The sequence below is a fragment of the Dactylosporangium sp. NPDC050588 genome, assembly GCF_040654975.1.
Taxonomy (GTDB): Bacteria; Actinomycetota; Actinomycetes; order Mycobacteriales; family Micromonosporaceae; genus Dactylosporangium; species Dactylosporangium maewongense.
In genome coordinates this window covers 30200-55187 of the sequence record NZ_JBFAJA010000091.1, presented here as the reverse complement: position 1 = coordinate 55187, position 24988 = coordinate 30200, and the positions used below count along the sequence as shown (strand labels likewise).

General features: G+C 72.5%; 24 protein-coding genes and 1 pseudogene. 10 read left to right on the top strand and 15 right to left on the bottom strand.

The genetic code is table 11. The features are described 5' to 3' along the window. Both AB0I21_RS46135 and AB0I21_RS46130 read right to left on the bottom strand, forming a co-directional pair. Positions 1–214, bottom strand: a 214-nt coding sequence (locus AB0I21_RS46135; RefSeq protein WP_360570582.1) for a hypothetical protein, incomplete at its 3' end; no start/stop codon positions are given. A 101-nt stretch (positions 215–315) separates the two neighbouring features. Continuing rightward, complete coding sequence (locus AB0I21_RS46130) at positions 316–1092, bottom strand: helix-turn-helix transcriptional regulator (RefSeq protein ID WP_360570580.1); 777 nt, start codon at positions 1090–1092, stop codon at positions 316–318. Between the two features lie 175 nt (positions 1093–1267). Here AB0I21_RS46130 and AB0I21_RS46125 point away from each other — a divergent pair, with 175 nt between their 5' ends. Beyond that, positions 1268–1636, top strand: coding sequence for a nuclear transport factor 2 family protein (locus AB0I21_RS46125; RefSeq protein WP_360570578.1), 369 nt, complete (start codon positions 1268–1270; stop codon positions 1634–1636). Here AB0I21_RS46125 and AB0I21_RS46120 read toward each other — a convergent pair. Next, the gene (locus AB0I21_RS46120) at positions 1601–2299 is read right to left on the bottom strand and encodes a permease prefix domain 1-containing protein (RefSeq protein WP_360570576.1); all 699 of its coding nucleotides are present in this window, start codon (positions 2297–2299) and stop codon (positions 1601–1603) included. The genes AB0I21_RS46125 and AB0I21_RS46120 overlap by 36 nt on opposite strands. A gap of 136 nt (positions 2300–2435) precedes the next feature. Here AB0I21_RS46120 and AB0I21_RS46115 point away from each other — a divergent pair, with 136 nt between their 5' ends. Continuing rightward, positions 2436–3899, top strand: a complete 1464-nt coding sequence (locus AB0I21_RS46115) for a multicopper oxidase domain-containing protein (protein WP_360570574.1) — start codon at positions 2436–2438, stop codon at positions 3897–3899. Between the two features lie 283 nt (positions 3900–4182). On the opposite strand, the gene AB0I21_RS46110 is transcribed toward AB0I21_RS46115, so the two are convergent. Both AB0I21_RS46110 and AB0I21_RS46105 read right to left on the bottom strand, forming a co-directional pair. Further along, positions 4183–5535 (bottom strand): FAD-dependent monooxygenase, encoded by a 1353-nt coding sequence (locus tag AB0I21_RS46110; RefSeq protein ID WP_360570572.1) that lies wholly within the window; start codon positions 5533–5535, stop codon positions 4183–4185. Positions 5536–5722: 187 nt separating this feature from the next. Continuing rightward, positions 5723–5884 (bottom strand): hypothetical protein, encoded by a 162-nt coding sequence (locus AB0I21_RS46105; protein WP_360570570.1) that lies wholly within the window; start codon positions 5882–5884, stop codon positions 5723–5725. Between the two features lie 3 nt (positions 5885–5887). Here AB0I21_RS46105 and AB0I21_RS46100 point away from each other — a divergent pair, with 3 nt between their 5' ends. The 6 genes and pseudogenes from AB0I21_RS46100 to AB0I21_RS46075 all read left to right on the top strand — a co-directional run bounded on the left by AB0I21_RS46100 (position 5888) and on the right by AB0I21_RS46075 (position 12576). After that, positions 5888–6394: a carbohydrate binding domain-containing protein gene (locus AB0I21_RS46100; protein ID WP_360570568.1), complete on the top strand. Its 507-nt coding sequence runs from the start codon at positions 5888–5890 to the stop codon at positions 6392–6394. Further along, positions 6331–6993 carry an AbfB domain-containing protein gene (locus AB0I21_RS46095; protein ID WP_360570566.1) on the top strand — a complete coding sequence of 221 codons (663 nt, stop codon included), beginning with the start codon at positions 6331–6333 and terminating at the stop codon, positions 6991–6993. The genes AB0I21_RS46100 and AB0I21_RS46095 overlap by 64 nt, the downstream gene beginning before the upstream one ends. Positions 6994–7026: 33 nt before the next feature. Further along, positions 7027–8391, top strand: a complete 1365-nt coding sequence (locus AB0I21_RS46090) for an MFS transporter (RefSeq protein WP_360570565.1) — start codon at positions 7027–7029, stop codon at positions 8389–8391. A 37-nt stretch (positions 8392–8428) separates the two neighbouring features. Beyond that, positions 8429–10931 (top strand): annotated as a pseudogene (gene pepN, locus AB0I21_RS46085) (aminopeptidase N); the annotation flags it as partial. A 46-nt stretch (positions 10932–10977) separates the two neighbouring features. Next, positions 10978–11334, top strand: a complete 357-nt coding sequence (locus AB0I21_RS46080) for a YciI family protein (RefSeq protein ID WP_360570590.1) — start codon at positions 10978–10980, stop codon at positions 11332–11334. A gap of 15 nt (positions 11335–11349) precedes the next feature. Continuing rightward, a complete protein-coding gene (locus AB0I21_RS46075) occupies positions 11350–12576 on the top strand; it encodes an RNA polymerase sigma factor (protein WP_360570563.1) in 1227 nt (408 codons plus the stop codon). 65 nt (positions 12577–12641) lie between these two features. On the opposite strand, the gene AB0I21_RS46070 is transcribed toward AB0I21_RS46075, so the two are convergent. Genes AB0I21_RS46070 through AB0I21_RS46045 form a run of 6 tightly spaced genes read right to left on the bottom strand, consistent with a single transcriptional unit; the run spans position 12642 to position 18679 of the window. Continuing rightward, positions 12642–13868: a glycosyl hydrolase gene (locus AB0I21_RS46070; protein WP_360570561.1), complete on the bottom strand. Its 1227-nt coding sequence runs from the start codon at positions 13866–13868 to the stop codon at positions 12642–12644. Between the two features lie 40 nt (positions 13869–13908). Then, entirely contained in the window at positions 13909–14697 is a 789-nt protein-coding gene (locus tag AB0I21_RS46065; RefSeq protein WP_360570588.1) for a carbohydrate ABC transporter permease, read from the bottom strand. Between the two features lie 23 nt (positions 14698–14720). Beyond that, positions 14721–15629, bottom strand: a complete 909-nt coding sequence (locus AB0I21_RS46060) for a sugar ABC transporter permease (RefSeq protein ID WP_360570559.1) — start codon at positions 15627–15629, stop codon at positions 14721–14723. Further along, on the bottom strand, positions 15629–17047 hold the full coding sequence (gene ngcE, locus AB0I21_RS46055) for an N-acetylglucosamine/diacetylchitobiose ABC transporter substrate-binding protein (protein WP_360570557.1): 1419 nt from the start codon (positions 17045–17047) through the stop codon (positions 15629–15631). The genes AB0I21_RS46060 and ngcE overlap by 1 nt, the downstream gene beginning before the upstream one ends. A 16-nt stretch (positions 17048–17063) precedes the next feature. Next, positions 17064–17786, bottom strand: coding sequence for an SIS domain-containing protein (locus AB0I21_RS46050; RefSeq protein WP_360570586.1), 723 nt, complete (start codon positions 17784–17786; stop codon positions 17064–17066). 29 nt (positions 17787–17815) lie between these two features. Then, positions 17816–18679 carry a MurR/RpiR family transcriptional regulator gene (locus AB0I21_RS46045; RefSeq protein WP_344510463.1) on the bottom strand — a complete coding sequence of 288 codons (864 nt, stop codon included), beginning with the start codon at positions 18677–18679 and terminating at the stop codon, positions 17816–17818. A gap of 148 nt (positions 18680–18827) precedes the next feature. On the opposite strand from AB0I21_RS46045, the gene AB0I21_RS46040 reads away from it, so the two are divergent. Beyond that, on the top strand, positions 18828–19724 hold the full coding sequence (locus AB0I21_RS46040) for a BadF/BadG/BcrA/BcrD ATPase family protein (RefSeq protein WP_360570555.1): 897 nt from the start codon (positions 18828–18830) through the stop codon (positions 19722–19724). Here the strand turns inward: AB0I21_RS46040 and AB0I21_RS46035 are convergent. Genes AB0I21_RS46035 through AB0I21_RS46025 form a run of 3 tightly spaced genes read right to left on the bottom strand, consistent with a single transcriptional unit; the run spans position 19688 to position 23666 of the window. Next, on the bottom strand, positions 19688–20773 hold the full coding sequence (locus AB0I21_RS46035; RefSeq protein WP_360570553.1) for a winged helix DNA-binding domain-containing protein: 1086 nt from the start codon (positions 20771–20773) through the stop codon (positions 19688–19690). The two genes, AB0I21_RS46040 and AB0I21_RS46035, sit on opposite strands and share 37 nt — an antisense overlap. Positions 20774–20784: 11 nt before the next feature. Further along, positions 20785–22797, bottom strand: a complete 2013-nt coding sequence (locus AB0I21_RS46030; protein WP_360570551.1) for a helicase-associated domain-containing protein — start codon at positions 22795–22797, stop codon at positions 20785–20787. A gap of 11 nt (positions 22798–22808) precedes the next feature. Further along, entirely contained in the window at positions 22809–23666 is an 858-nt protein-coding gene (locus tag AB0I21_RS46025; protein WP_360570549.1) for a PHB depolymerase family esterase, read from the bottom strand. Positions 23667–23870: 204 nt separating this feature from the next. Here AB0I21_RS46025 and AB0I21_RS46020 point away from each other — a divergent pair, with 204 nt between their 5' ends. Continuing rightward, entirely contained in the window at positions 23871–24518 is a 648-nt protein-coding gene (locus AB0I21_RS46020) for an LPXTG cell wall anchor domain-containing protein (protein ID WP_360570547.1), read from the top strand. 58 nt (positions 24519–24576) lie between these two features. Here AB0I21_RS46020 and AB0I21_RS46015 read toward each other — a convergent pair whose 3' ends face one another. After that, positions 24577–24951 (bottom strand): nuclear transport factor 2 family protein, encoded by a 375-nt coding sequence (locus AB0I21_RS46015; protein WP_360570545.1) that lies wholly within the window; start codon positions 24949–24951, stop codon positions 24577–24579. Positions 24952–24988: the final 37 nt, after the last annotated feature.

Here is a 24988-nt window from a genome sequence, read left to right as displayed (position 1 = left end):
CCTCGTACTGCGCGCCGCTCGGGTCGGTGTAGGACATGTGGTGGCCCTGGTCGAAGCTGGTGTTCTCGGCCGACGCGTGGTCCTGCTCGTAGACGTTGAACTGCGAGTCGTAGTTGTTCTCGCTGGCGTCGACCTGGTGCAGCTGGTCCAGCGCCTCGTGGTTCTCGCCGGTCTCGACGTGACCGTAGTCGGTGCCGCCGTCGTACTCGCTCATTTGGTGCTCCTTCTGGTGTGGGAAGTTCTTCGGTGTGGCCTTGCGATGCATATGACGTTACGGCCGGCCGCACTTCGTCGAATCCCAGAAACGTGCCACCGTCAGGCGGCGCCGAGCGCCGTGCCGAGCGCCGTGGCGGTGGCCGCGTCGGCGGGGAAGAACGACTCGATGGCGAGCTCCGCGACGGTGACGTCCAGCGGCGAGCCGAACACCGCGGTGATGCTGAAGAACCGCAGCTCGACGCCGTCCTGGCGGATCCGCAGCGGCACCACGACGTCGTGCGGGGCGGGCGCGGGGCCGTCGCCGCCCGGGTACGCCGACAGCTCCGCCAGCAGGTCGGACAGCGCGGGGTCGCCGGTGGTGCGGGCCTGGCGGTCCAGCCGGCCCAGCAGGTGCGCCCGCCACTCGGCGAGGTTGACGATCCGCGGCGCGAGCCCGTCCGGGTGCAGCGACAGGCGCAGCACGTTGACCGGCGGCTCCAGCAGCGCCGGCGCCACCCCCGCGACCAGCCGGTGGACGGGCGCGTTGGCGTCGAGCATCGTCCACAGCCGGTCCACCACCACGGCCGGGAACGGCTCGTGCCCGGTCAGCACCTGCCGCAGCGACGCCCGCACCGCCCGCAGCTGCGGCGCGTCGAGCCCGCCCTCCGGGTACGCGGGCGCGTAGCCGCCGGCGAGCAGCAGCGCGTTGCGGTCCCGCAGCGGGACCTCCAGGTGCTCGGTGAGGCGCAGGATCATCGCGCTGGTCGGCTTGGAGCGGCCGGTCTCGACGAAGCTCAGGTGCCGGGTCGAGATCTCCGCCTGGATCGACAGCTCGAGCTGGCTCAGCCTGCGCCGCTCCCGCCATTCCCGGAGCAACACCCCCACAGGTTGCGTCATGCCGTCACCTCCGCTGTGCTCCGGCGCCGGCCTGACTGAAACCTGCGCTCATGATGCCCGGCCCTCCGCTCCGCTTCGAACCGGTCATGCGGCGATGGTACGAACCCGGACGGAAGCGTGGCCATTACCTCGCGGGGAATCGACCGGGGGCGCGGGCGTCGGCAGGCTGGACGGCATGAGCGACTACGAGAGCATCGTCAAGCGGTACATCGAGGTGTGGAACGAGACGGACCCGCAGGCCCGCCGGGTGGCGATCGACGCGCTGTTCACCGAGGACGTGACGTTCGTCGACCCGATGGCGGCGGCCCGCGGCCAGTCGGAGATCGACTGGATGATCGGCGGCGTGCAGGCCCAGTTCCCGGGCTTCGTCATCACCCCGCTCGGCGCCGTCGACGGCCACCACGACCAGGCGCGGTTCGGCTGGGAGATGGGGCTGCCGGGACAGGAGGCGCCGGTCGCGGGCTTCGACGTGGTCACGGTCGCCGCGGACGGCCGGATCAACCAGGTCCTAGGCTTCCTGGACCGGGTGCCGGCCCAGGGCTGACCGCGTCGGGGCGGCGGCCCGCAGGCAGCGCAGCCCCGAATACACCATCCACACCGGCGTCGCGGTGGTGATGATCGCCGCGGCGAGCGCCGGCGGGGACAGGCTGGCGGACGTCGTGGCGTGCCAGGTGGGGCTCAGCGCCGACAGGGCCGTCCCGCCGAGGACGAAGAACGCGCAGACGGCGATCGCCGCCATCCCCGTCGCGCGGGCGAAGCCGCCGCCGACGCTGACGAAGCGGCTGCCGGCCCCGCAGGCGACGGCGGCGAGCAGGCCGAGGAGCACGACGGAGTAGCCGGCGTAGTCGACGGTGCGGGCGAGGACCATGTATCCCCAGCTCGGCTGCCACGACCAGCCGGTGGCCGCGGACCGCCACGCCACCTCGGAGATCACCTGCTGGGCGGCGACGGCGCCGGCGACGAGGAGGGCGGTCCGGCGGGCCTGCAGCAGCGCCAGCTCGCGCTGGTAGTCCGCGGCGAGCTCGCGGACCGTGCCGAACTCGTCGACGGCCAGCCGCGCCGCGGCCGAGGCCGGCAGGCCGGCCGACTCGTGGTGCGCGGCGGCGTCGTGCAGGCTGTCGCGCACCTCGGTCAGCAACTCCCGCTTCGCCGCGCGCGGGCCGCGCAGCGCGGCGCCGAGCGAGGTCACGTACGCGTCGATAACCACCCGCCAAGTATCGCGGAGCCCGGGACGGTGCGATTGGGGGTTGTCCCTGAGGTTTTCCCCGATGTGGGGACCGCCGTGAGCAGCGAAGCTACATGTAGCAGAGCTACCTATGACGGCGAACGGTGAGGGGACGACGGTGCGCAAGTGGCTTCTCGGTGGGCTGGGCCTGCTGCTCCTGCTCTGCGGGGGTGGCGTCGCCGCCGTCGTCTGGCTGGTGTCCGGCACGGCCGTGGACACCGTGGGCAAGGTCGCGTTCGACCGGCCGCTCAAGATCCCGCCGCTCGCGCCGTCGACCGTCGGCGCGGACGGCACCCGGGTCTTCGACCTGACCGCGCAGCCCGGCGCCAGCGACCTCGGCCACGGCGCGAACACCCGCACCTGGGGATACAACGGCAGCTACCTCGGCCCGACCCTGCGGGCCGCGCGGGGCGAGCGGGTCGCGGTCAACGTGCACAACCGGCTCAACGAGCCGACGACCGTGCACTGGCACGGGATGCACCTGCCGGCGAAGGTCGACGGCGGGCCGCACCACCCGATCCCGCCCGGCAGCGACTACCAGGCAGCGTGGACGGTCGACCAGCCGGCGGCGACGCTCTGGTACCACCCGCACCCCAGTGACCGCACCGAGCGGCAGGTCTACCGCGGCCTCGCCGGCCTGTTCATCCTGGACGACGACCAGCAGCCGGCCGGGCTGCCGCACGAGTACGGCGTCGACGACGTCCCGGTCGTCGTGCAGGACAAGGGTTTCGACGGTGACCAGCTGAGCATGAGCGACCGGTTCGGCAGCGACGTGGGCATCCTCGGCGACGAGATCCTCGTCAACGGCACCCGGGGCCCGTTCCTGGACGTGCGGACCACACTGGTGCGGCTGCGGCTGCTCAACGCGTCGACGGCGCGGGTGTACGACTTCACGATGTCCGACGGCCGCCCGCTCACGATGATCGGCACGGACGGCGGGCTGCTCGCCGCGCCGTACAGGACCGATCACGTGCGGCTGTCGGTGGGGGAGCGGGCCGAGGTCGTCGTCGCGATGCGACCGGGGGAGCGGGTCGAGCTGCGCAGCCGGGCGACCGGCCTCGGCAGGTTCCACGGCGGCCGCGACTCGTTCGACGTGCTGCAGCTGCGGGCGGCCGGCGACCTGAAGGCCGGGACGCTGCCGGAGAAGCTCGCCGACATCCAGCGGCTGGACCCGAAGCTGGCGGCGCAGCGGCGGACCTTCACGTTCCAGGGCCGCGACATCAACGACGACGGGATGGACATGGACCGGGTGGACGCCGTCGTCGTCAAGGACACCACCGAGGTCTGGAACGTCGCCAACGGGCACGACACCCCGCACAGCTTCCACATCCACGACGTGCAGTTCCAGGTGCTGTCGGTCGACGGCGCCGCGCCCCCGCCGGAGCTCGGCGGCTGGAAGGACACCCTGTTCCTGCAGCCCGGCCGGCGCTACTCGGTGATCGCCGCGTTCGCCGACTACGCCGACCCGACGACGGCGTACATGTTCCACTGCCACGTCCTGCGGCACGAGGACGAGGGGATGATGGGCCAGTTCGTGGTGGTCGAGCGCGAGGGCGACAAGCCGAGGCTGGGCCACAACTAGAACAAGCGAGGCCGGGCCACAACTAGAACAAGCGAGGCCGGGCCACAACTAGAACAAGCGAGGCCGGGCCACAACCAGGACAAGCGAGGTGCCGGGCCCCCCGTGGCGGCGCGGGGCCCGGCACGTCTCGCAGGCGCGTCCGTCGTCCCCGTGTGCGCCGCCGCCGGGCCCGCGGCGGCGGTCCGGCGTCGGCGGCAACCCAACGAGAGCCGCTCTGTGACGGGCATGACACATGGATCACCGCTCCCATGTCAAGAGCAATGTGGACGGGGGGTGTCGCGGATCACCGTGGCGGGCCCAGGTGGCGCCGCAGCGCGACCGGAAGCTCCCGCTCTGTGCCGGTCCAGGCGGTGTGGCCATCGGGCCGGACGAGGACAAAACGGTCGTTCGACGCGTACGTCAAACGGTCGTCGTAACCGACCGGCGCCGAGGGTGCGAGCAGGACGTGCCGTCCGGCCCGCAGCAGCTCGTACAGGCGCGAATCCGGAGGAAGGAGCACGTCGGGCTGTCGGGGCGCGTCGGGGTAGTCGATCCCGATGCCGGACACCGTGCCGGCGGCCTTGCGCATGATCGTCGGCACGTGCAGCAGCGCCCCGCCGAGCAGGTTGCGGCCGGCCCGCGCGGCGCGGGAATGCAGCATCGCGAGGCGGATCAGCCCGCCGCTGCTGCGCAGCACCAGCTCGCCGACCGGGTGCCGCTCGCTCTGGTACGTGTCGAGGAGCCCGTCGGGGGCCCACCCCCGCGCGACCGCGGCCAGCTTCCAGCTCAGGTTCGCCGCGTCCTGCAGGCCGGTGTTCATGCCCAGGCCGCCCGCCGGGGAGTGCACGTGGGCGGCGTCCCCGGCGAGGAAGACGTTGCCCTGCCGGTACTGCGGCACCTGCCGCTCGTCGCTGTGGAAGCGCGACAGCCAGCGCGCCTCCCGCATGCCGAAGTCGGTGCCGAGCGCCCGGCGGGTCACGTCGCGGACCTCCTCGAGCTCCAGCGGCGCGCTGTCGGGCCGCTGCGCGAGCCGGTCCCAGCAGAAGACGCGGAACCACCCGTCGCCGAACGGCGCGACGAACGCGAACGCGTCGCCGACGGCGTTGACCGCGAGCACGTCCCGCGGCGCGTCGGTGAGCCGCACGTCGGCGAGCATGATCGAGCGCAGCACCGCCTTGCCGGGGAACGGCATGCCGATCGCCTCGCGCACGGCGCTGTGCACGCCGTCGGCGCCCACGACGTAGTCGGCGGGGTGGGCCCCGTCCTCGGTCAGGACCGCGTCCCCGCGCAGCCCGGTGACCGTCGCGCCGCGCACGATGCGGGCGCCCAGGTCCAGCGCCCGCCGCTCCAGCAGCCGCTCCACGTGGTACTGCGGGGTGATCAGCAGGAACGGGAAGCGGGTCGGCAGCACGCCGAGGTCGACCCGCACGCGGTTGAACAGCCGCAGCCTCGACACCGGCGTCCCGGTCGCGATGAGCTCGTCGGCGAGCCCGCGGGCGTCGAGGTGCTCCAGGGTCCGCGCGTGCACGCCGAACGCCCTGGTCAGGTTGGACTCGCTGGTGCGCCGCTCCAGGACGGTCACGTCGGTGCCCGCGGCGGCGAGGTCCCCAGCGAGCAGCAGCCCGGTCGGCCCGGCGCCGACGACGACGGTTTTCATGGCATCCTCCTCGTCGATGTCAACAACTGTTGGCCAACACATGTTGACCCTGATTGCCGGCGCATGTCAACGGGCGATGAAATGCGTCCCGGGAAGTGAGCGTTAACATCCAGGGTCTTGACTGGATGTGGGACCGCCTCCAGGCCGACCGCGTTGCCCGCCGGCAATCCAGGAGCTCCTCGCATGGTCAAGATCCGTTGCCGCTGCTGTTAGCGATAACATTGACGGTCGTGGTGTCGGTCGTCACGCCCGCCTTCGCCGCCGCCGCCACGCTTACCGTCGACGCCGACCACACCACCACGGCGTCGGGCCCTACCAGTTCGGCCACATCATCGAGGACATCAACCACTCGATGGAGGGCGGACTGCTCGCCAACGTGGTCCGCAACGGCACCATGAAGGAGGGCACCGCCAACCCGCTCTCGTCGTGGTCGCTGGTCACCGCCGGTGGTGGCACCGGCAGCATCGCCGCCGACACCGCCGGGCCGCTCAACGCGGCCAACCAGCGCGCCCTGCGCCTCACCGTCACCGGCAACGGCCCCGGGCAGCGCGTCGGCGCCGCCAACGGCGGCTTCTACGGCATCGGCGTCCGGCCCTCGACCACCTACCAGGTCGCCTTCTGGGCGCGGGCCACCGCCGGCTTCACCGGTCCGCTCACGGTCACCATCGAGAGCACCGGCGGTGCTGTCCACGCTACGTCGAGCCTCTCCGGCCTCGGCATCGGCTGGCAGAAGTTCACCACCACGCTCACCACCGGCCCGGGCGCGCCGGTGTCGACCGCCAACGAGGACTGGTCATGGGCGCCGCCTACGCCCCGGCGCTCACCTCGGTCGACGACTGGCAGTGGTCGTCGAACCTGATCGGCTTCAACGCCGTCAGCTCCTACGGCTCGCCGTCCTACCACGTGCAGAAGATGTTCGGCACCACCGTCGGCGACCACGTCGTGCCCACCACCCTGAGCGGCGGCAGCGGCCTCACCCACGTCGCCACCCGGACCGCCGGCGTCGCCGTCACCGGCGGCTTCCACTCGCTGCGGGCCACCACGCCCGGCTTCACCGACCGGTACGTGCGGCACCAGTCCAGCCTCGGCGTGCTGAGCCAGATCAGCGCCTCCTCGCCGGTGCTGGACCGGCAGGACGCCACGTTCGACGTGGTGCCGGGCCTGGCCGACAACAGCTGCTACTCCTTCGAGTCGCGCAACTTCCCCGGCCGGTACCTGCGCCACAACGACTACCGGGTCAAGCTCGCGGCGAGCGACGGCTCCGCGGTCTTCAACGCCGACGCGACCTTCTGCGCCAAGGCCGGGGTGCGGTTCCAGTCGTACAACTTCCCGGACATGTACCTGCGGCACTACAACAGCGAGCTGTGGATCGCGTCCAATGGCGGCGCCCGGCCGTCGGACAACCCGGCCAACTACGTGGCCGACACCACGTGGGTGGTGGCGGCGCCGCTGGGTTGACCTCAACCGCTGTTGAAGTTGCACCGTGACGAGGTGCAGAAACGCAACGCGCTCACGGTCGGCATGGTCACGCTGGTCACGTTCGTCGCCTTCGAGGCGGTGGCCGTGACGGCGGCCATGCCGACCGTCGCCCAGGCCCTCGACGGCCTCGCCCTCTACGGATTCGCGTTCGGCGGGCCGTTCGCGACCGGGATCGTCGCCACCGTCGCCGCCGGCACCTGGTGCGACCGGCGCGGCCCGGCCCGCCCGATCCTCGCCGGCGTCGTGCTGTTCTGCCTCGGGCTGCTCGGCGCCGGCCTCGCCACCGGCATCTGGACGCTCATCGCCGGCCGTCTCGTCCAGGGGTTCGGCGGCGGGCTCATCACCGTGGCGCTCTACGTGGTCGTCGGGCGGGCGTACCCCGCGTCGGCGCACCCGCGCGTCTTCTCCGCGCTGTCCGCCGCGTGGGTCCTGCCCGCCGTGGTCGGCCCGGCCATCGCCGGGCTCATCGTCGAGCACCTCGGCTGGCGCTGGGTCTTCCTGCTGATCGCGATCGCGACCCTGCCCGTCGTCGCGGTGATCGGCCCGCACCTGCGCCGGATCGGCGGCACCCCCGGCACGCCGGGCGCCCGGGCGGGCGTCCGCCTCCCGTGGGCGGCCGGCGTCGCGGCGGGTGTGCTGCTGCTGCACTGGGGCGGCCAGCACGGCGGGCTCGCCCTCGTGGCCGGCGGGCTGCTGCTGGTCGCCGTCTGCGGACCGCGGCTGGTGCCGGCCGGCACGTTCGGCGCCCGCCGCGGCCTGCCGAGCGTCATCCTCGTCCGCGGGCTCGCCGGCGCCGCGTTCATGCAGGCCGACGTGTTCATCCCGCTGCTGCTCACCCGCGAGCGCGGCCTCACCCCGTCGCTGGCCGGGCTCACCCTCACCGCCGGGGCGCTGCTGTGGTCCGCCGGCTCGTGGATCCAGGCCCGCCAGGGTCAGCGCTTCAGCCCCGCCGCGCGGCTGCGGACCGGTCTGTCGGCGATCGCGCTCGGCGTGCTGTCGGCGGTCGCGCTGGTCGCGCCGGCCGTCCCCGTCGCGGCGGTCGTGGCCGGCTGGTGCGTCGCCGGGTTCGGCATGGGGCTGGCGTCCCCGACGGCGTCCACGCTGGTCCTGCAGCTGTCCCGGGCCGACGAGCAGGGCGTCAACAGCTCCGCCCTGTCGGTCGCCGACTCGCTGCTGACGACGGTGGTGCTCGCGGTCGGCGGGGCGGTGTTCGCCACGCTCGTCACGGCCGGGCCGGTCGCCTACGTCGCCGCGTTCCTGATCGCGCTGCTGCCGGCGGTCGCCGGCGCGCTGCTCGCCGGCCGGGTGGCCCCCGGGGCGACCGCCACCGCCGCCGGTCCGGACCCGCGCGAACTGTCGTTGTCGCGGGCCGAGTAGGCGCATTGCGCCGCCGCGGTCCGGGTAGCGTCGGGGAATGATCAGCCCGAGCCGCGCCCTGACCCGGGTCGAGGCGCAGACCCGAGCCGCACTCGTCCGCGTCGGGGGATACGCGGTCTCCCTCGACGTCACCGACCCCGCCACGTACGTCTCCCGCACCGTCGTCGACTTCGCCTGCACCTCACCCGGCGCCGCCACCTTCGTGGAGATGAAAGACGTCCGGCCGGAGCGGATCGTCCTCAACGGGCGGACCCTGGACCCGGCCACGCTGGACGGCAACCGGCTGCCGCTGTCCGGCCTGCGCGCCGCCAACCGGCTCGAGGTGACGTTCTCGGCGGCCTACTCGCGGACCGGTGAAGGGCTGCACCGCAGCGTCGACCCCGAGGACGGCGAGGTCTACCTGTACGGGCAGGCGCCGCTCGACGAGGCGCAGCGCATCTTCGCCTGCTTCGACCAGCCCGACCTGAAGGCGCCCGTCACGCTGACCGTCACCGCACCTCCACAGTGGACGGTGCACGGCAACGCGCCGCTGCGCCAGGCCCGCGACGGCGTGTGGGCCTTCGAGCCGACCCCGCCGATCGCGCCGTACCTCTTCACCGTGCTCGCCGGGCCGTGGCACGTCCGTACCGCCGAACACGACGGCATCCCGCTCGGCCTGCTCTGCCGCCGGTCCCTCGCGCCGCACCTGGACGCCGACGCCGGCGAGCTGTTCGCCGCCACGGCCGCGAACCTCGACCGCTACCACGAGCTCTTCGGCGTGCGATACGCGTTCGGCAAGTACGACCAGGCGTTCATCCCCGACTTCCCGGGCGGCGCGGTCGAGAACCCGGGCCTGGTCACGTTCAAGGAGGAGTTCCTCTTCCGGACCGTGGCCACCGACTACGACCGGCTGCGCCGCTTCGTGGTCATGGCGCACGAGCTGGCGCACATGTGGTTCGGCGACCTCGTCACCCTGCGGTGGTGGGACGACATCTGGCTCAACGAGGCGTTCGCCGAGCTGATGGGGTGGCGGGTCGCCGCCGAGACCGGCCGCCACCCCGGCGCCGCCGCGGACTTCGCGGCGTGGCGCGAGCGCTGGGGCATGCTCGCCGACCGGCGGCCCTCCACGCACCCGGTCGCGCCCGACGACGTCGCCGACACCGCCGCCGCGTTCCTCAACTTCGACGGCATCTCCTACGCCAAGGGTGCCGCGGCGCTGCGGCAGCTGTCGGCGCTCCTCGGCGACGACGTGTTCCTCGCCGGGCTCCGCGCCTACTTCGAGCGCTTCCGCTTCGGCAACGCCGGCCTCGCCGACTTCCTTGCCGTGCTGGGCTCGGTGGCGGGCACCGACCTCGACGGCTGGGCCGACCTGTGGCTGCGCAGCACCGGGTTCAACACGTTGCGCCCGGTGCCCGGGCCGTCGGGCCTGACCGTCGAGCAGACCGGCGCGCCGCTGCGGCCGCACCGGTTCCGGATCACGGTGTACGACCGTCACGGCGCACGCGTCCGGGACGTCCCCGTCACCCTCGACGGCGGGTCCGTCGCGGCGGACGGGCGGTCCGGCCTGCCGCCGGGCGGCGTGCTGCTCGTCGACGACACCTACGCGAAGGTGCTCCTCGACCCCGCCAGCCTGGCGGCGTTGCCATCCGTCCTGCCCGCGATCGCCGACCCCCACGCGCGGGCGCTGCTGTGGACCGCGGCGATGGACGCCGCCGGCGAGGGCGAGCTGTCCCCCGAGGCGTTCCTCACCCTGCTGGAGGCCGCGCTGGCCGGCGAGCCGGAGACGAGCGTGCTGGTCGAGGTCCTCGCGTACGCCCGGGACGACCTCGCCCGGCGCGGGCTCGTCGACTTCGGCCCGCTCGCCGCGATCTGCGCCGCGGCCCTGTCGGCGGCGGCGCCGGGCAGCGGGCGGCAGGTCGCGCTCGCGACCGCGCTGACGACGGTCGCCGGGCCGCCGCACGTCCCGACGCTCGCCGACTGGCTCGCCCCCACCCCGGTCTCGGTGCTCACCGGCGTGGCGGCCCCCGCGTCCTCGCCGCTGCTGCCCGCGCCCACCGGCGCCACGGGCCTCGTCGTCAGCCAGGATCTGCGCTGGGACGCGCTCGCCCGGCTCGCCGCGCTCGGCGCCGCGTCCGCGGCCGACGTCACCGCGGAGTCCCGGCGCGACCCCGGCACCCGCGGCGCCGAGAAGGCCGCCAGGTGCCGCGCCGCCCTGCCCGACGCGGACGCGAAGGCGGAGGCGTGGGAGCTGATCGTGCGCGACGAGCGGGCCGGGATCGCGATGGCCGCCGCGGCCGGCTTCTGGCAGCACGGCCAGGAGGAGCTCACCGACCCCTATGTGGAGCGCTTCTTCGCCGACGCGCCCGCGATGGTGTCCGGCCGCTACCAGTTGTTCGCGAAGCTCATCGTGCGGCAGGCGTTCCCCCGGTACGCCGGCCGGTCGCGACGGCTCGCCTCGGTCATGCTCGCCGAGCGCTCCCTCGACCCGATCCTGCGCCGCGAGGTCGGCGACGCGGCGGCGGAACTCTCGTTCGGCGCCGGTGTCGAAAACCGCGGCCGCCGTTCGACGCGTTGACAGACGCTGGACCACGACAAGGGAGATCCACGATGCGCTACATGCTGATGCACAAGGTCAACGACGCCGACCCGGCCGCCTGGTCGCCGACGCCCGAGTTCCTGGCCCGGATGGGCGGGTTCATGACCGAGGTGACCAAGGCGGGCGTCCTGCTCGCGGCCGAGGGACTGCGGCCGAGCTCGGAGGGCGCGGCGGTGATCCGCGCCAAGAACGGCACGCAGACCGTGGTCGACGGGCCGTTCGCCGAGGCGAAGGAGGTCATCGCCGGGTTCGCGATCCTGCAGGTCCGCGACCACGCCGAGGCGGTGGAGTGGGCGCAGCGCTTCACCGCGCTGTTCGACGAGATCGAGATCGAGGTCGAGGTCCGCAAGGTCGCCGACTTCGGCTGACGCTACGTTGGTGCCGTGACGCGAGCGGACACCCACCAGGCGATCGAGGCGGTCTGGCGGATCGAGGCGGCCAGGGTCATCGCCGGGGTCGCGCGCATGGTCGGTGACGTCGGCCTCGCTGAGGAGCTGGCCCAGGACGCCCTCCTGGCGGCGCTGGAGCAGTGGCCGGCCGAGGGCGTGCCGCGCAACCCCGGCGCCTGGCTGATGACGACCGCGAAACGGCGGGCGATCGACCAGATCAGGCGCCGGGAGCGGTTCGAGGCCCGGATGCCCGACCTGCTGCACCCCGAGACCGCCGAGGACGAGTTCGAGGCCATCGGCGAGGACACCATCGAGGACGACCTCCTCCGGTTGATCTTCACCGCCTGCCATCCGGCGCTCACCGCCGAGTCCCGGGTGGCGCTGACCCTGCGCGTGCTCGGCGGCCTGTCCACCGACGAGATCGCCCGCGCCTTCCTCGTCCCGGGTGCGACCGCCGGCCAGCGCATCAGCCGGGCCAAGAAGACCCTCGCCGACGCGCGGGTGCCCTTCGAGCTGCCCACCGGCGCCGACCGCACGGCGCGGCTCGGCTCCGTCCTGGAGGTCATCTACCTCATCTTCAACGAGGGCTACTCCGCCACGGCCGGCGACGACTGGATGCGCCCGGCGCTGTGCGAGGAGGCGATGCGTCTCGGCCGCGTCCTGGCCGGCCTGATGCCGGCCGAGCCCGAGGTCCACGGCCTGCTCGCGCTCATGGAGATCCAGGCCTCCCGCTCCGCGGCCCGCACCGGCCCGTCCGGCGAGCCGATCGTGCTGCTGGAGCAGGACCGCTCGCGCTGGGACCGGCTCCTCATCACCCGCGGCCTGGCCGCCCTGTCGACCGCGGAGCGCCTCGGCGGCGGCACGTACACCCTCCAGGCCGCGATCGCCGCCTGCCACGCCCGCGCCGCCACGGCCGCCGACACCGACTGGCACCGCATCGCCGCCCTGTACGCCGAGCTGCCCCCGTCCCCGGTCGTCGAGCTGAACCGGGCCGTCGCCGTCTCCATGGCCGACGGCCCCGCGGCCGGCCTGGCCGTCCTCGACCCGCTGCTGGAGGAGCCGTCGCTGCGCGGCTATCACCTCCTGCCCACCGTCCGCGCCGACTTCCTGCTCAAGCTCGGCCGCCGGGACGAGGCGAGGGCGGAGCTGGAGCGAGCCGCGTCGATGACCCGCAACGAGCGCGAACGCGCCCTCCTGCTGGACCGGGCGAGCGGCGTCTAGCGGGCGCCGACCGGCACGGCAGGGCGGACACCGTGATTCGGTGCCCGCCCTGTCGCGTACCTAACTCAGCAGTGGCCGAGGTCTTCCCAGTTGGCGGTCCAGCCGGGTTCGGAGCCCTGCGTCCACCACTTGGCGCGCCACAGGTGCTTGCCCTGGCCCGAGGCGGGGCCGTTCGGGTCGCCGTACTTGCTCTTCTCGTGCTTCACGGTCTGGCCCGTGTTGTAGACGGCGCCGATCGACCACTCCGGTGCGGCGTTGCAGCTGGTGGCCGGAGGGGTGGAGACCGACGGCGACGCCGACGGGGACTTGGACGGTGACGCGGAGGTGGTGGGCGTGGCCGAGCCGGTCGGCGTCACGCACGGACCGGCCGAGTCGACCGTGTCGGTGAAGGCGTTGCCGGCCGAGCGGTACGCGCCCGCCTGGCTGGTCACCTGGGCCGGCGTGAGCACCTGGTTCTTGGCGAACAGGACCCAGTCGACCTGCTGGATGTAGGTCGACATCCCACCAGTGTGTGCCGCCGTGTCGATGAACCAGAGGTTCCAGTTGATGGTCATCGTCTGGCGGGGGTAGAACTTGCCGGAGTGGTCGCCCATCTGGACGCCGTCGATGTAGTAGATGACGTGCCCGTTCGCGACGGTGACCACCAGGTCGTGCCACCCGTCGAAGCTGCGCCGCTGCTCCGAGTGGACGTTGTCGGCGACCCAGGGCTCGGCCTGGTAGGTGTACCAGGTCGTCTGGTAGTTGATCGGGCCCTGCTCGCCCCACCCGCCGTTGGGCAGGTACTCCGAGATGTCCAGCTCGCTGTAGGTCGGGTCCATGTTCCCGTTGAGCGGGCTGATGGTGAAGAACGTCTCGTTGATGTGGTCGCCGTCGTTGCCGCTGACGGGCGTGTCGGTGAAGCGGACCCGGCTCGCGTAGGTGCCCTCGAAGTAGCGCTTCTGCGAGGAGTAGAGCTCCGCCTGGTTGGTGCCGCCGCCGGTGCCGTCGGTGGAGGCCTGCAGCTGGAGCACCTTCTGACCGCCGTTGGTCGGGAAGGTGATGCTGTTGGCGGACCAGGTGGCCCCGGGGACGCCGGGACCGCCGGCGTAGGTGCGCGGCACCCACCCGTGACTGGTCAGCGTGGGGTCCGACGACGAGCTGTAGTTGAAGTCGTCGAACAGGTAGCCACAGTTGTTCGCCGCGGCCGCGGCGGTGCCGACGGTGGCCGCGGTGACGGCCACGGCACCTCCCGCACCGAGCAGCGCGACGCCGGCCGCGACGGTGGCCAGAGATCGACGTTTGCCAATGGACATGGGCACAGTCCTCCTTGAGGGGAAAGGAGTTTGACGGACCTTACTTGACCGCGCCGGCGGTCATACCGGCTCGGATGTGCCGTTGGAACGCGACGTAGGCGATGAGCACCGGCAGCATTGCGATGGTGAGACCGGCGAACAGACCGCTCCAGTCGCTGCGATACCCCTGACTGACCGACAGGGCGGCCAAACCCTGCGCCAGGACATACCGATCTGGGTCGGGGTTGAGGACCAGCGGGAGCAGGTACTGGTTCCAGAGCCCGAGGAAGTTGAAGATGCCGACGGCGACGAGACCGGGACGGGCCATGGGCAGCATGACGCGGAAGAACACCGCGCCGTGCGAGCAGCCGTCCAGGAACGCCGCCTCCGCCACCTCCGTGGGGAGCGTCTTGAAGAACGCGTGCAGGAAGAAGACCGTGAAGGGCACCGCGTACGCGGCGTAGACCAGGATCAGCCCCTGGTAGGTGCCGAGCAGGCCGAGCTGCTGCACGACGAAGAACAGCGGCACCAGGGCCAGGAACACCGGGAAGAACATGGCCGCGACGAACACGTAGTAGATGAACCGGTTGCCGCGGAACTCGTAGCGCGCCAGGGCGTAGGCGACCAGCGAGCCGAGCAGCATCGTCAGCAGCACGCCCCCGCCCACCACGATCACGCTGTTGAAGAAGTACCGGCCGATGTTCGCCTGGCTCCACGCCCTGGCCCAGTTGCCCCACTGCGGATCCGTGGGCAGCGACCAGGGGCTGTTGAGGATGTCGTTGTCCTTCTTGAAGGAGCTGACGATCGCCCACAGCAGCGGCAGCGCGGTGACGACGCCCCACGCCAGCATCGCCAGGTGTACCGGAAAGCGCTTCACGACAGCTCCAACCGTTCTTTACGTCCCGAGCGCAGCGCGAGCACGGCGAGGGTCAGGGTGGCGAAGAACAGGGTGACCCCCATCGCGGAGGCGTAGCCGAACTTGCCGTAGGTGAAGGCGTTGCGGTAGAGCGAGAGCCCGATGACCTCGGTCGCGCCGTCGGGGCCGCCCGGCCCCGCGGTCATGACCTGCACGACCGCGAACCCGTCCAGCGCCCCGATGCTCAGGTAGACGAACGCGACCTGCACGGTGTCGCGGACCAGCGGCAGCGTCACCTTGCGGAAGGTCGCCCATCGGCCGGCACCGTCGAGCAGCGCCGCCTCGAAGAGCTCCTTCGGGATGCCGTCGATCGCCGCGCTGAACAGCACCATGTAGAAGCCCACCGACGACCAGATCAGCACCGCCATCACCGCCGGCAGCGCCAGCTGCGGATCGCCCAGCCAGCTGCGGGCCAGCCCGTCCAGGCCGACCGCCCGCAGCCCCCCGTTGAGCAGGCCGTTGGTCGGGTTGTAGACGAACCCCCACAGCACCGCGACGACCACGAGGGACAGCAGCTGCGGGAAGAAGTAGACGATCTGATAGACGCCCGCCCCGCGGATGGACGACCGGCCGCTGCTCCCGCCGAGGTGCAGCATGCTGGCCAGGAACAGACCCAGCGCGATGGTCACCAGGGGCACGCAGATCAGCATCACCGCGTTGTTGCGCACGGCGTCCAGGAAGAGGGAGTCGCCGCCGAGGCGGGCGTAGTTGCCCGCCCCGACGAAGTGCGCCTCGCCGGCCACGCCGGTCCAGTCGGTGAGCGAGAGGTAGAACGCCTGCCCGTACGGCGACAGCACGAAGACGACGTGCAGCACGAGCGCGGGCAGCAGCGCACCGATGAGGAACCGGAGCCGACCGTGTTTCATCAGCGGGTGTACTTCTTGACGGAGCTGTCCTTGGCGATGGCGTCCGCGGCCTTCTGGATGCGGTCGGCCCACTCGGCCGGCGTGGCCCGCTTGTTGATCAGCTCGCCGGTGGCGTCGTCGACGGCCTTGGCCAGCGGCGCGTACCAGGTGCGGAAGCGGAACGTGAAGGCCTCCTTGCCGGCGGCCTTCACCGCGGCGCTGGTGGAGTCCAGACCGCTGGACAGGGTGAGCCCGTCGGTGGCGCCGACGACCGCGGGCAGCGTGCCGGCGCTCTCGGCGAAGCTCTTCGCCGACTGCTTCGAGAACAGGATCCGCAGGTATTCCATGCCGCCGGCGACGTTCTTGGCCTTGGACGGCACGATGAACGCCTCGCTGCTGGCGGCCTGGATCGCCGCGCCGCCCATCTTGTCCGAGGCGGTGCGGGCCGGCACGGCGCCCATCACCATGTCGAATCCCTTGGGCGCGACGTCCTTCTGCTCGGCCTCGAGCCAGGAGCCGCAGGGGATGAACGCGGCCTTGCCCTGGCACCAGGCGGCCTGCGACTCGGTGTGCGACAGCGCCTCCGAGCCGGCCATTATGTAGCCCTTCGCGGCGAGCTCCGCGAACGCCTCGGCGGCGCCCTTGAACGCGTCGGACTTCCAGGCGTTCGGCTGCAGGTTGTCCACGGCCTTGAGCAGGTCGGTGCCGCCGGTCTTCGCCGCCATGGTCAGCAGCGGGTCGTTCATGTACTCGGGGTACTTGCCCTGGTAGGTCCAGGGGGCGATGCCCGCGGCCTTGATCGTGGCGCAGAGCGCCATCATCTCGTCCCAGGTCTTCGGGTACGTCCAGCCCTTGCTGGCGAACAGCGGCTTGCTGTACCAGAGACCCCACGCGGTGTAGGTGAAGTTGAGCACGAGCGTCGAGCCGTCGAAGGTGCCGTCCTCGATGACGCCCGGCAGCAGCGTGTCCTTGACCTTGACCGCCGGGTCGTCGAACGACGGCGCCTCCAGCAGGTCCTTGAGGTCCGACAGCTGCTTCGCGCCGACGAGCGTGGCGAGGTCGAGGCGGCCGGCGCCGGTGTTGTCCACGACGTCCGGCGGGGTGTTGGCGACGAAGCGCGGCTGCAGCGCCTCGCCGACCTTCTGGATGCCCTTGTGGTCGATCGTGGCCTTCGGGTACTTAGACGTGTACAGGCCCTCGGCCTTCTTCGCGTAGTCGTCGCCGTAGCCGCCCTTGAAGATGACGACCTCCAGGGGCGCGTCCTCCTTCACGCCGAGCGGGTTGGTGGCGCTCTTCGCGCCGGTCTCGGCCTTGGCGGCGTCGCCCTTGCCGCTGGTCACACAGGCACTGAGCAGCGGAAGCGTGACGCTCGCCGCAGCTGCCGCGCGCAGGACGGTCCGTCTTGTCGGGTACGGTTGGGCGAAGGGTGATGGGTTCATGACTGGGCCTTCTCTCCTAAGCGGTACGCCGGATGCGCCCGGCGTACCGCGCTTCGAGTGCTGCGTTGTGCTCCCGCCCGCCTGGAACGTTGTCGGACAGGTAGACCGGCGGCGTGACGCCGAGTGCCAGCAGCCGCGCCACCACTTCGGTGACGATCTGCTGGGCCAGCAGGGCCGCGGTGATCGAGGAGACGGCGCCGACCGCGCCGCCGCCCGGCAGGGGCAGCGACGCGTCGCCGTAGGGTGCCCCGTTGTCGAGGACCACGTCGGCGAAGTCGCTGAGCTTCATGCCGCTCTCGTGCCGCGAGTCGACGCGCGAGGAGTGCTCCAGCGACGTGATCGCGATGAGGGCGTGCCCGCGCTGCTTGACGAGCTGCGCCATCTCCACCACGGCGCCGTTGACGCCGGAGTTGGAGGCGATGACGAAGGTGTCGTCGGGCTTGACGGGGGCGAGGTCGTAGAGCCGGTGCGCGACGCTCGGCGTGCGCTCCAGCTGCGGGTCGGCGAGGACGGTCGACGGGTCGCCGCCGTAGAGGACGATGTCGCGCAGGGCGATCCTGTTGGTCGGCACCAGCCCTCCGGCGCGGCCGGCGATCTCCATCGCCAGGGCCTCGGAGTGCCCGCAGCCGAACGCCTGGATCACCCCGCCGGCCTGCAACGTGGCGGTCATCAGGTCGGCGGCGTGCGCCACCTGGTCGGCCTGGCTGCCGGTGACGCGGTCGATGGCGGCGCGGATCACCTCGACGTAGTCCCCACTTCTGATGCTGGTCACAGCGGCTTTTCCCTCCGTGGTCGCTTGCGGTTGCTGTTCGTGTCGGGCACCCGGTGCGCGTCCACAGCGCGCACCGTGAGCTCCAGGGCCTCGGCGGTCCGTTCATAGGTGCGCTGCGCGACCGCCACGTAGATGAGGTCCAGGACCAGCAGTTGCGAGTGCAGTGCGGAGAGGGCCGCGACGCGGAAGGTGGTCTCGTGGACCGACGTCGTGAGCACCACGTCGGCGACCTCGGCGAGCGGCGAGCGGCCGAACGACGTCACCGCCACCGTCAGCGCGCCGTGGTCGGCGGCCTCGGCGAGGGTCTCGATCGCCTCGCGGGTGCGGCCGGAGTGCGACAGGCCGATCGCGACGTCGCCGGGGCCGAGCAGCGCGGCGTTGGTCAGCGCGGTGTGACTGTCCGACCGGTACCAGACCGGGACGCGGATGCGCTCCAGCCGGAAGGCCATCTCCCGGCCGGCGGTGCCGCTGCTGCCCAGCCCGAAGATCTCGACCCGCCCGGCGCCGGCGATCGCCGCGGCGACCCGCTCGACCTGCGCGACGTCGAGGCCGGCGGCGGTCGCCTGGATCGCCCTGGTGTCCGCGGCGGTGATCACGTCGAGCACCCCGTCGAGGGGGTCGTCGGGCGCGATGTCACCGCTGATGTCGGTCTCCCAGCGGGCCTGCTCGGCGCGGCCGGTCTCGGTCGCGATGGCGACCCGCAGGTTGGCGTAGCCTTTGAAGCCGAGCGTGCGGCTGAACCGGGTCACGGTCGCCGTGGAGGTGCCCGACCGCTCGGCGAGGTCGACGATGCTGGCGTGCGCCGCGGTCTCGGGGTCGTTGAGGATGGTCTCCGCGATCTTCCCGAGGGCATCCGGCATGGTCGGCCCCTCGATGCGCAGCCGCCCCAGCAGCCCGCCGCTCTCACCGGTCACTACGGTCATCCTTTTCATCGTCCTGTCTTGGCGATGAAAATTACGACCACTTCAACTTCTAGTCAACAACCATTTTCCATGGTTCGATCGTGCCATGGTGCTCATCCTCGGGGTCGATGCCGGCGGTACGGCCTCCAAAGCGGTCGTCACCTCGGCCGACGGGACGGTCCTGGGGCGCGGGGCGGCAGGTGCCGGCAACCCGTCCGCTGTCGGGTCGGCGGCCGCGGTTGCGATCGGCACGGCGGTCCGCGAGGCACTCGGCCCGCACGATCCGGGTGGGGTCGTCGCGGGCGTGGTGGGAGTCGCCGGGGTCAGCATCCTCGCTGATCCCGGCGTCGCCGCCGGCTTCGCCGACCAGTGGGCGGCCATCGGCCTGACCTGCCCGGTCCCCGTGGTCGCCGACGCGGTGACCGCCTACGCCGCGGGGTCCACCGCGGACCGGGGCGCCGTGCTGATCGCCGGCACCGGGGCGGTCGCGGCGCTGATCGACGGCACGGAGGTCGTGCGCGCCGCCGACGGCCTCGGCTGGCTGCTCGGCGACGAGGGCTCCGGCCTCTGGCTGGGCCTGCAGGCGGTCCGGCACGCGGCGCGGCACTGGTCGTCGTCGGGGCTCGCCGTCCGGGTGGCGCTGCACGCCGGCGTCACGTCCGCCGACGACCTCGTGCACTGGGCGCAGCGGCTGCCGCTCGGGTCGTTCGCCGCGCTCGCCCCGGTCGTGTGCGAGTTCGCCGCCGACGGTGACCCGGCCGCCGCCGCGATCGTGGCCGAGGGCGTGGACCGGCTGCTCCGCACGCTCGACGCCCTCGATGCCCCTGATGCGGCGGTGGTACTGGCGGGAGGGCTGCTCACCGGGCCGACGCCCGTCCGGGCGGGGGTGCTGGACGCCCTGCACGACCGTGGCGTCGAGGTCGGCACCGCCCATGACCCCGCCCTGGGCGCCGCCAGGCTGGCCGGTCAGCTCTGGTCGAGGCGCACCGTGACGTCGACCTGAAGGAACGCCTTCAGTCGGCCGGCCTCGGCTAGTACCGACGCCGCATCGTCATCGGTCAGCCGGCGGAACGGCGAGACGGTCAGGGCCTCGGCCGTCACCGACCAGATGCCCGCGACGAACCCGTCGACCAGGAAGGTGGGGTGGACCATCGAGTAGCCCGGGCAGACCTTCGCGCGGTCCTCGTCGGCGATGATCCGGGTGCGGTCCTCGTGACTGAGCACCAGGTTGTCGAACTCCGGCAGGAAGCGCACCGGCGGCTCCTCGTCGCCGCCGCACACCGGCAGGTCCGGCAGGTCGAACAGCTCCTGCCCGCGCTCGTCGCGGTGGACCCGCAGCCGGTGCCGGTGCGCCTCGACGTCGTCGCGGAGCCGCTTCATCCCCGACCAGTTCTGCAGGTCGGCGACGCTCGCCGGGCCGCACGAGGCGAGGTACCGCCGCAGCAGCGTCCACACGTCCGGCCGCTCCTCCATCGGCCCGCCCAGCCAGTCCTCGGCGAGCGCGCAGGTCACGTGCCCGCGGCGGCGCCAGACTCCGGACGGCGGCGGGTGCACCAGGTTCTCCTGGAACTGCACGACCCAGGCCAGGGCGATCCCCTTGCGGCCGGGGAACCGCTCGCCGAGCGCCTTCGCCAGCTTGGGCCGGGTCATGGCCTGGCCGCGCAGGATGTCGCGCCCGGCCGCGCCGATGTCGACGATGTCCAGCCCGGCGAACTCCTTGGCGAACGGCGACAGCCCGCCCGCCCCCAGCCGCTGCTTGAGCATGGGCCGCAGCCAGCGGTAGTCGGCGCCGGTGGTCAGGTGCTGGGTGCGCCGCAGCAGCCCGGCGCGCACGACCCGGCGGTCGGTGAGCGCCTCGACGAGGTCCTCGTGCCGCACCCGGCGGGTGCGGGTCCACAGGCCGACGTAGGGCGCGTCGACCTCCTGCGCCTGCACCGCGACGAGGTGCGCCACGATCTCATCGACCGGGCGTGGATCGGGTTCGCCGTCGGGCGTCATCAGCAGCTGGCGCTGCAGGTAGGTGCGGTTGAGCTGCCGCTTCGTGAGGATCACACCGGGTCACGCTAGTCGGCGTTGCGGTCAGGACCTGTCCTGAATCTGGTGATCTTGTCGAAGGCGATCGTGCCGTCGGCGTGCTCGCCCGCCGGGGCATAGCCGGCCGCCCGCAGGGCCGCCAGGGTCTCCGCCACCGGCAGGACGCTGGCGTAGACGGTCGGGGCGAGCTCGGTCAGGCCCAGCCTGGCGAGGCTCTTCACCCGCGGCAGCTCCGCGAGCAGCGTCGGGTCGTCGCTGCGCAGCACGCACGCGACCGGGCGGACCCGCAGCGCCCCGTGCCGGCGGGCGAGGTCGGTGACCAGGTACTGCAGCGGCTGCGGAACCCGCCCGCCGGCCGCCGACTCGCGCAGCGACGCGAGGAGCTCGTCGGCCGTCGCGCCGGTGTCGAACGCGCGGCGCACCGACGCCTCAGAGAAGCGCCAGGTGTGCCCGCCGCCGCGGGACTCCCGGTCGGCCGCGAGGTCGAGGAACGCGGCGAGCTGCGGCGCCGGCGCCCCGGTCGCGACGGCGGTCAGATCGCTCTGCAGCAGCACCGTGCGCTGCGCGGCTGGAATGAGCCGCTCCAGCTCGGCCCGCAGCACGGGCCGCTGCGGGGTGCCGTCCAGGCCGGCCTCGGCGGCGAGGGCCCGGCACAGGGCGGTCGGCGCGTGCAGGGCGCCCAGCCCCATCAGCTCCAGCTCCCGCCACAGCATGGCCGTCGTCGGGTACGCCTCCTCGGCGTCCGCCCCGGTGAGCAGCGGCCGCATGTACATCTGCAGCGCGTTGACCCCGTCCAGCGACGGCAGCGCGTAGCCGCCCGGCAGGCCGTTGAGCAACGAGACGAGGCTGCGCCGCAGGATGCTCACGGCCTCGTCGCGCTCGGTCCGCAGCAGCACCGGCACCTGCGGGTCCAGCGGGATCGCGTCCATGACCAGCCAGGCGGTGAGCAGCTCGCCGTACTGTGCGGGCGGGTCGAGCTTCAACCAGTCGTCGTAGTACGCCGACGGCGCGATCCGGTTGTCCGTCACGCCGATCAGTCCGGTGACGGCGGCGAGCGTGAGCCACAGCCGCATGCCGGTCTCGTCGCCGCCGAGCGCCTTGCCGAGCCGGCGCAGCTCCCGCAGGCCGATCCCGCCGTCCTTCAGCATCGGCACCGGCGCCCGGCCGCATGCCTCCAGCAGGGCGGTGACGTGCGCGAGCGCGCCCCTGACCGCGGCGGCGCCGTCGCGCTCGACCATCTCGACGCTGACCTCGACCGGCACCTGCAGCGGCGGCGCCGGGTCGAAGTCGGCGCGGAAGCCCTCCCGCAGCACGACGCCGACCTCGCTCGGCAGCACCGCGGCCATGCCGACGGGGTTCCACATCAGCAGCCCGTGGTCGACCGCCCACCGCAGCGGCGTGGACCGGTTGGTGCGCAGCGCGCCCATCTGCCGCGGGTCGAAGAAGTACGGGTCGTCCTCGGCCAGCGACAGCAGCAGGTCCTTGGTGGCCTCCGGCGCCTGGGCGAACTTCGCGCGGACGGTCGCCGCGTCGGCGAGGGCGGCGCAGACCGCGCCGAGCAGCGACGCGCGGTCCCGGCCGACGGGCGCGTCGAGGTTGTACGCCATGCGCTGCAGCCGGTCCAGCGGCAGCTGCACGAGCTCCAGGCGGGCCGACGGGCCGAACCCGTAGCCGCCGACGATCACCTCGTGGATCGGCGCGGTGCGGATCCAGTCGCCGTCGGGCCAGGCGAGCGCGTGCCACTCCAGCCGTCCCAGCACCATGCCGAGGTCGGCGTCGTGCCCGGCCACGCCCAGCAGCCCGGCGAGGTCGGCGCGGCGGGTGCCGGCGGCCCGCAGCGACAGCGCCTCGGCGACCTGCAGCTCCGGCAGGCTGAGCGCGGCGACCGTCGCCGTCACCGTGGCGGGCTCCAGCAGCAGCGCCGCGAACTCCTTGAGGGCCTTCGCCCCGCGCGGCGGCGGCCCGTCGGGCAGGTGGACGGCGGCGAGCTCGGCCAGCCGCGGCTCGGGCAGGCCGGACAGGAAGTCGAGCATCGTCCTCATGGCGACCATCATCAGCGTCGCGGGTGCGCCACGAAGAATTTCCACAGCGTGTCGGTCGCCCCGATCTGCCCCGGCGCCTTGAGCTCGCCCCCCGTCGCGCCGAACCACGCGTGTGCACCGCCGTCGATGACGTAGGCCTGCACGTCGCTGCCGTCCCCGCATCGCGTCGTCGTCTCGTGTACGCCCGGTGCCGGGCTCGTCTCCTTTGGTGCCTCGCAGCCGAGGCGCTTGCGCCAGGTGTCGACGCCGGTCGTGAAGGTGGCGGCCTGCGGGTCTGCGGCGCCGATGAGGGTCACCACCGACACCGGGGCCGCCGGCCGGTAGTCCGCCGCCTCGGTCCGCCCGCCGGCGAAGCCGCCGCTGACCGCGCCGATCGCGGCGAACACGCCCGGCGCCTCGACCGCGGCGCGGTAGCTCAGGTCGGCGCCGTTGGAGACGCCGGCGAGGAACACCCGGCCGGGGTCGGCGTGCCACCGCTCGACGAGCAGCGCGGCGACGGCCTTGACGAAGCCGACGTCGTCCTGCGCTCCGCAGCAGCCGAACGCGTTGAACTGCCCGCCGACGCCCTCCGGGTACGCGACGAGGAAGCCCTCCGCGTCGGCCTTCGCGTCGAACCCGGTCAGCTCCCGCATCGTGGCGCCGCTGCCGGGTTTGTGGTGCAGCGCGACGACCGCGGGCATGGTGCGCGCCGGGTCGTACCCCGGCGGCACGTGGAGCTGGAACGTGCGCTCCTTGTCACCGACGGTGACGGTCAGGGTGTGGTCGCCCTTGCCTTGTGCCGCCGTCGCGGCCGGCGTCGCCGGCGGTGCGTCCTTTGTGGAGCAGGCGGTGAGCATGATCAGCGCGAGCAGTGCGTAACCCCGTCTCATGCCTCGTCAGCGTAAGGGTGGTAGCGCATCTCCACCTGTCTGATCGCCCTCTGTCACGACGAATTTCATCGATCAAAAGTATTTTCCCGGATGAATCACCCAAACCAGGACCAGTTTCAAATTTCCTGCCCCACAACGGCTGTCGCTCCCGCCCGCCTCGGTCTTATGTTGTCGGACGTCAAGTTTCGTAAGGTTGGAGTCGTCGTGGAAAACACGCTGTTCAGGAGGGTCGCGATCGGCACCGCCGCCGCGACCGCGGCCGTTGGGCTATCGACCATGTTCGCTTCGCCCGCCAGTGCGCACGCGTCGGGGGCGTCCGGCTCCGCCGAGTGCGTTTCCGTCGGCGGCAAGTACGAGGTCACCTGGAAGCTGACCAACGATTACAACAAGATCGTCACGCTCAGTGATCTCAAGCTGGTGCTCGACCAGAACGTCACGACCGTCCTGTCGACCACCCAGGTCCCCACGACGATCGCCGCCCGCCCCGGCGGCAGCCCGCTCACCCAGGTCTCGTTCACCTCGGTCGTCGAGCGCCCCGCCACCAAGGTCAAGATCACGTACAAGGCCAAGTGGGCCGACGGCTTCGGCGCCGACGTCGCGAGCGGCTGGGTGCCGCTGACCGGCCCGTGCCCGTCGCCCTCCCCGTCGCCGTCGAAGTCCGCCACCCCGTCGCCGACCCCATCCGCCTCGAAGCCGGCGACGCCGTCCGCGTCTCCCAGCCCGAGCCTGCCGGTGACCGGATCCAGCAGCACGCTGCCCCTGGTCGGCACGGGCGCCGCCCTCGTGGTGGGCGGCGCCGCCCTGGTCGCCACCCTGCGCCGCCGGCGCCGGGTCACCTTCACCGCCGAGTAGCCCATGACGTGGGGAGGGGGAGCCTCCGGGCTCCCCCTCCCGTTCGTCGCGGCGTCTTTCAGAGCGTGAAGTAGTCGCGCAGGTGGGCGATCTGGCCGTCGCGGACGCGGAAGATCTGGACCAGGGACATGCCGCCCGCGCCGGTGAACGCGGTGTCGATCTCGGCGATGAAGACGTCCGGGTCGGCGGTGGCGTGCAGGACGTAGCGCGAGCGCGCGAGGTCGACGGCGGGCGTGGGGACGGCCGGTCGCGCGTACCAGGCGGCCATGCCGGCGCGGATCGCGTCGCGGCCCTCAAGACGGTGCGGGTACGGGCCGGCGGGCGAGACGAGCGGCGCCTCGAGGATGCCGTCGGGGGTGAAGAGGGCGGCCAGGGCGTCCGGGTCGCGGGAGAGGGCACCGGCGTGGACGTAGCGCTGAAAGAGTTGCTCCATCCTCAATCGTAACCGGGCACCCGGGGCGTGCGCCCGG

Coding starts and splice junctions, on each gene's coding strand:
- AB0I21_RS46130 (WP_360570580.1), bottom strand. CDS start 1,092: ATGACGCAACCTGTGGGGGTGTTGCTCCGGGAATGGCGGGAGCGGCGC.
- AB0I21_RS46125 (WP_360570578.1), top strand. CDS start 1,268: ATGAGCGACTACGAGAGCATCGTCAAGCGGTACATCGAGGTGTGGAAC.
- AB0I21_RS46110 (WP_360570572.1), bottom strand. CDS start 5,535: ATGAAAACCGTCGTCGTCGGCGCCGGGCCGACCGGGCTGCTGCTCGCT.
- AB0I21_RS46100 (WP_360570568.1), top strand. CDS start 5,888: ATGGAGGGCGGACTGCTCGCCAACGTGGTCCGCAACGGCACCATGAAG.
- AB0I21_RS46095 (WP_360570566.1), top strand. CDS start 6,331: ATGGGCGCCGCCTACGCCCCGGCGCTCACCTCGGTCGACGACTGGCAG.
- AB0I21_RS46080 (WP_360570590.1), top strand. CDS start 10,978: ATGCGCTACATGCTGATGCACAAGGTCAACGACGCCGACCCGGCCGCC.
- AB0I21_RS46070 (WP_360570561.1), bottom strand. CDS start 13,868: ATGTCCATTGGCAAACGTCGATCTCTGGCCACCGTCGCGGCCGGCGTC.
- AB0I21_RS46065 (WP_360570588.1), bottom strand. CDS start 14,697: ATGCTGGCGTGGGGCGTCGTCACCGCGCTGCCGCTGCTGTGGGCGATC.
- AB0I21_RS46060 (WP_360570559.1), bottom strand. CDS start 15,629: ATGAAACACGGTCGGCTCCGGTTCCTCATCGGTGCGCTGCTGCCCGCG.
- ngcE (WP_360570557.1), bottom strand. CDS start 17,047: ATGAACCCATCACCCTTCGCCCAACCGTACCCGACAAGACGGACCGTC.
- AB0I21_RS46045 (WP_344510463.1), bottom strand. CDS start 18,679: ATGCCGGATGCCCTCGGGAAGATCGCGGAGACCATCCTCAACGACCCC.
- AB0I21_RS46040 (WP_360570555.1), top strand. CDS start 18,828: ATGGTGCTCATCCTCGGGGTCGATGCCGGCGGTACGGCCTCCAAAGCG.
- AB0I21_RS46030 (WP_360570551.1), bottom strand. CDS start 22,797: ATGAGGACGATGCTCGACTTCCTGTCCGGCCTGCCCGAGCCGCGGCTG.
- AB0I21_RS46025 (WP_360570549.1), bottom strand. CDS start 23,666: ATGAGACGGGGTTACGCACTGCTCGCGCTGATCATGCTCACCGCCTGC.
- AB0I21_RS46015 (WP_360570545.1), bottom strand. CDS start 24,951: ATGGAGCAACTCTTTCAGCGCTACGTCCACGCCGGTGCCCTCTCCCGC.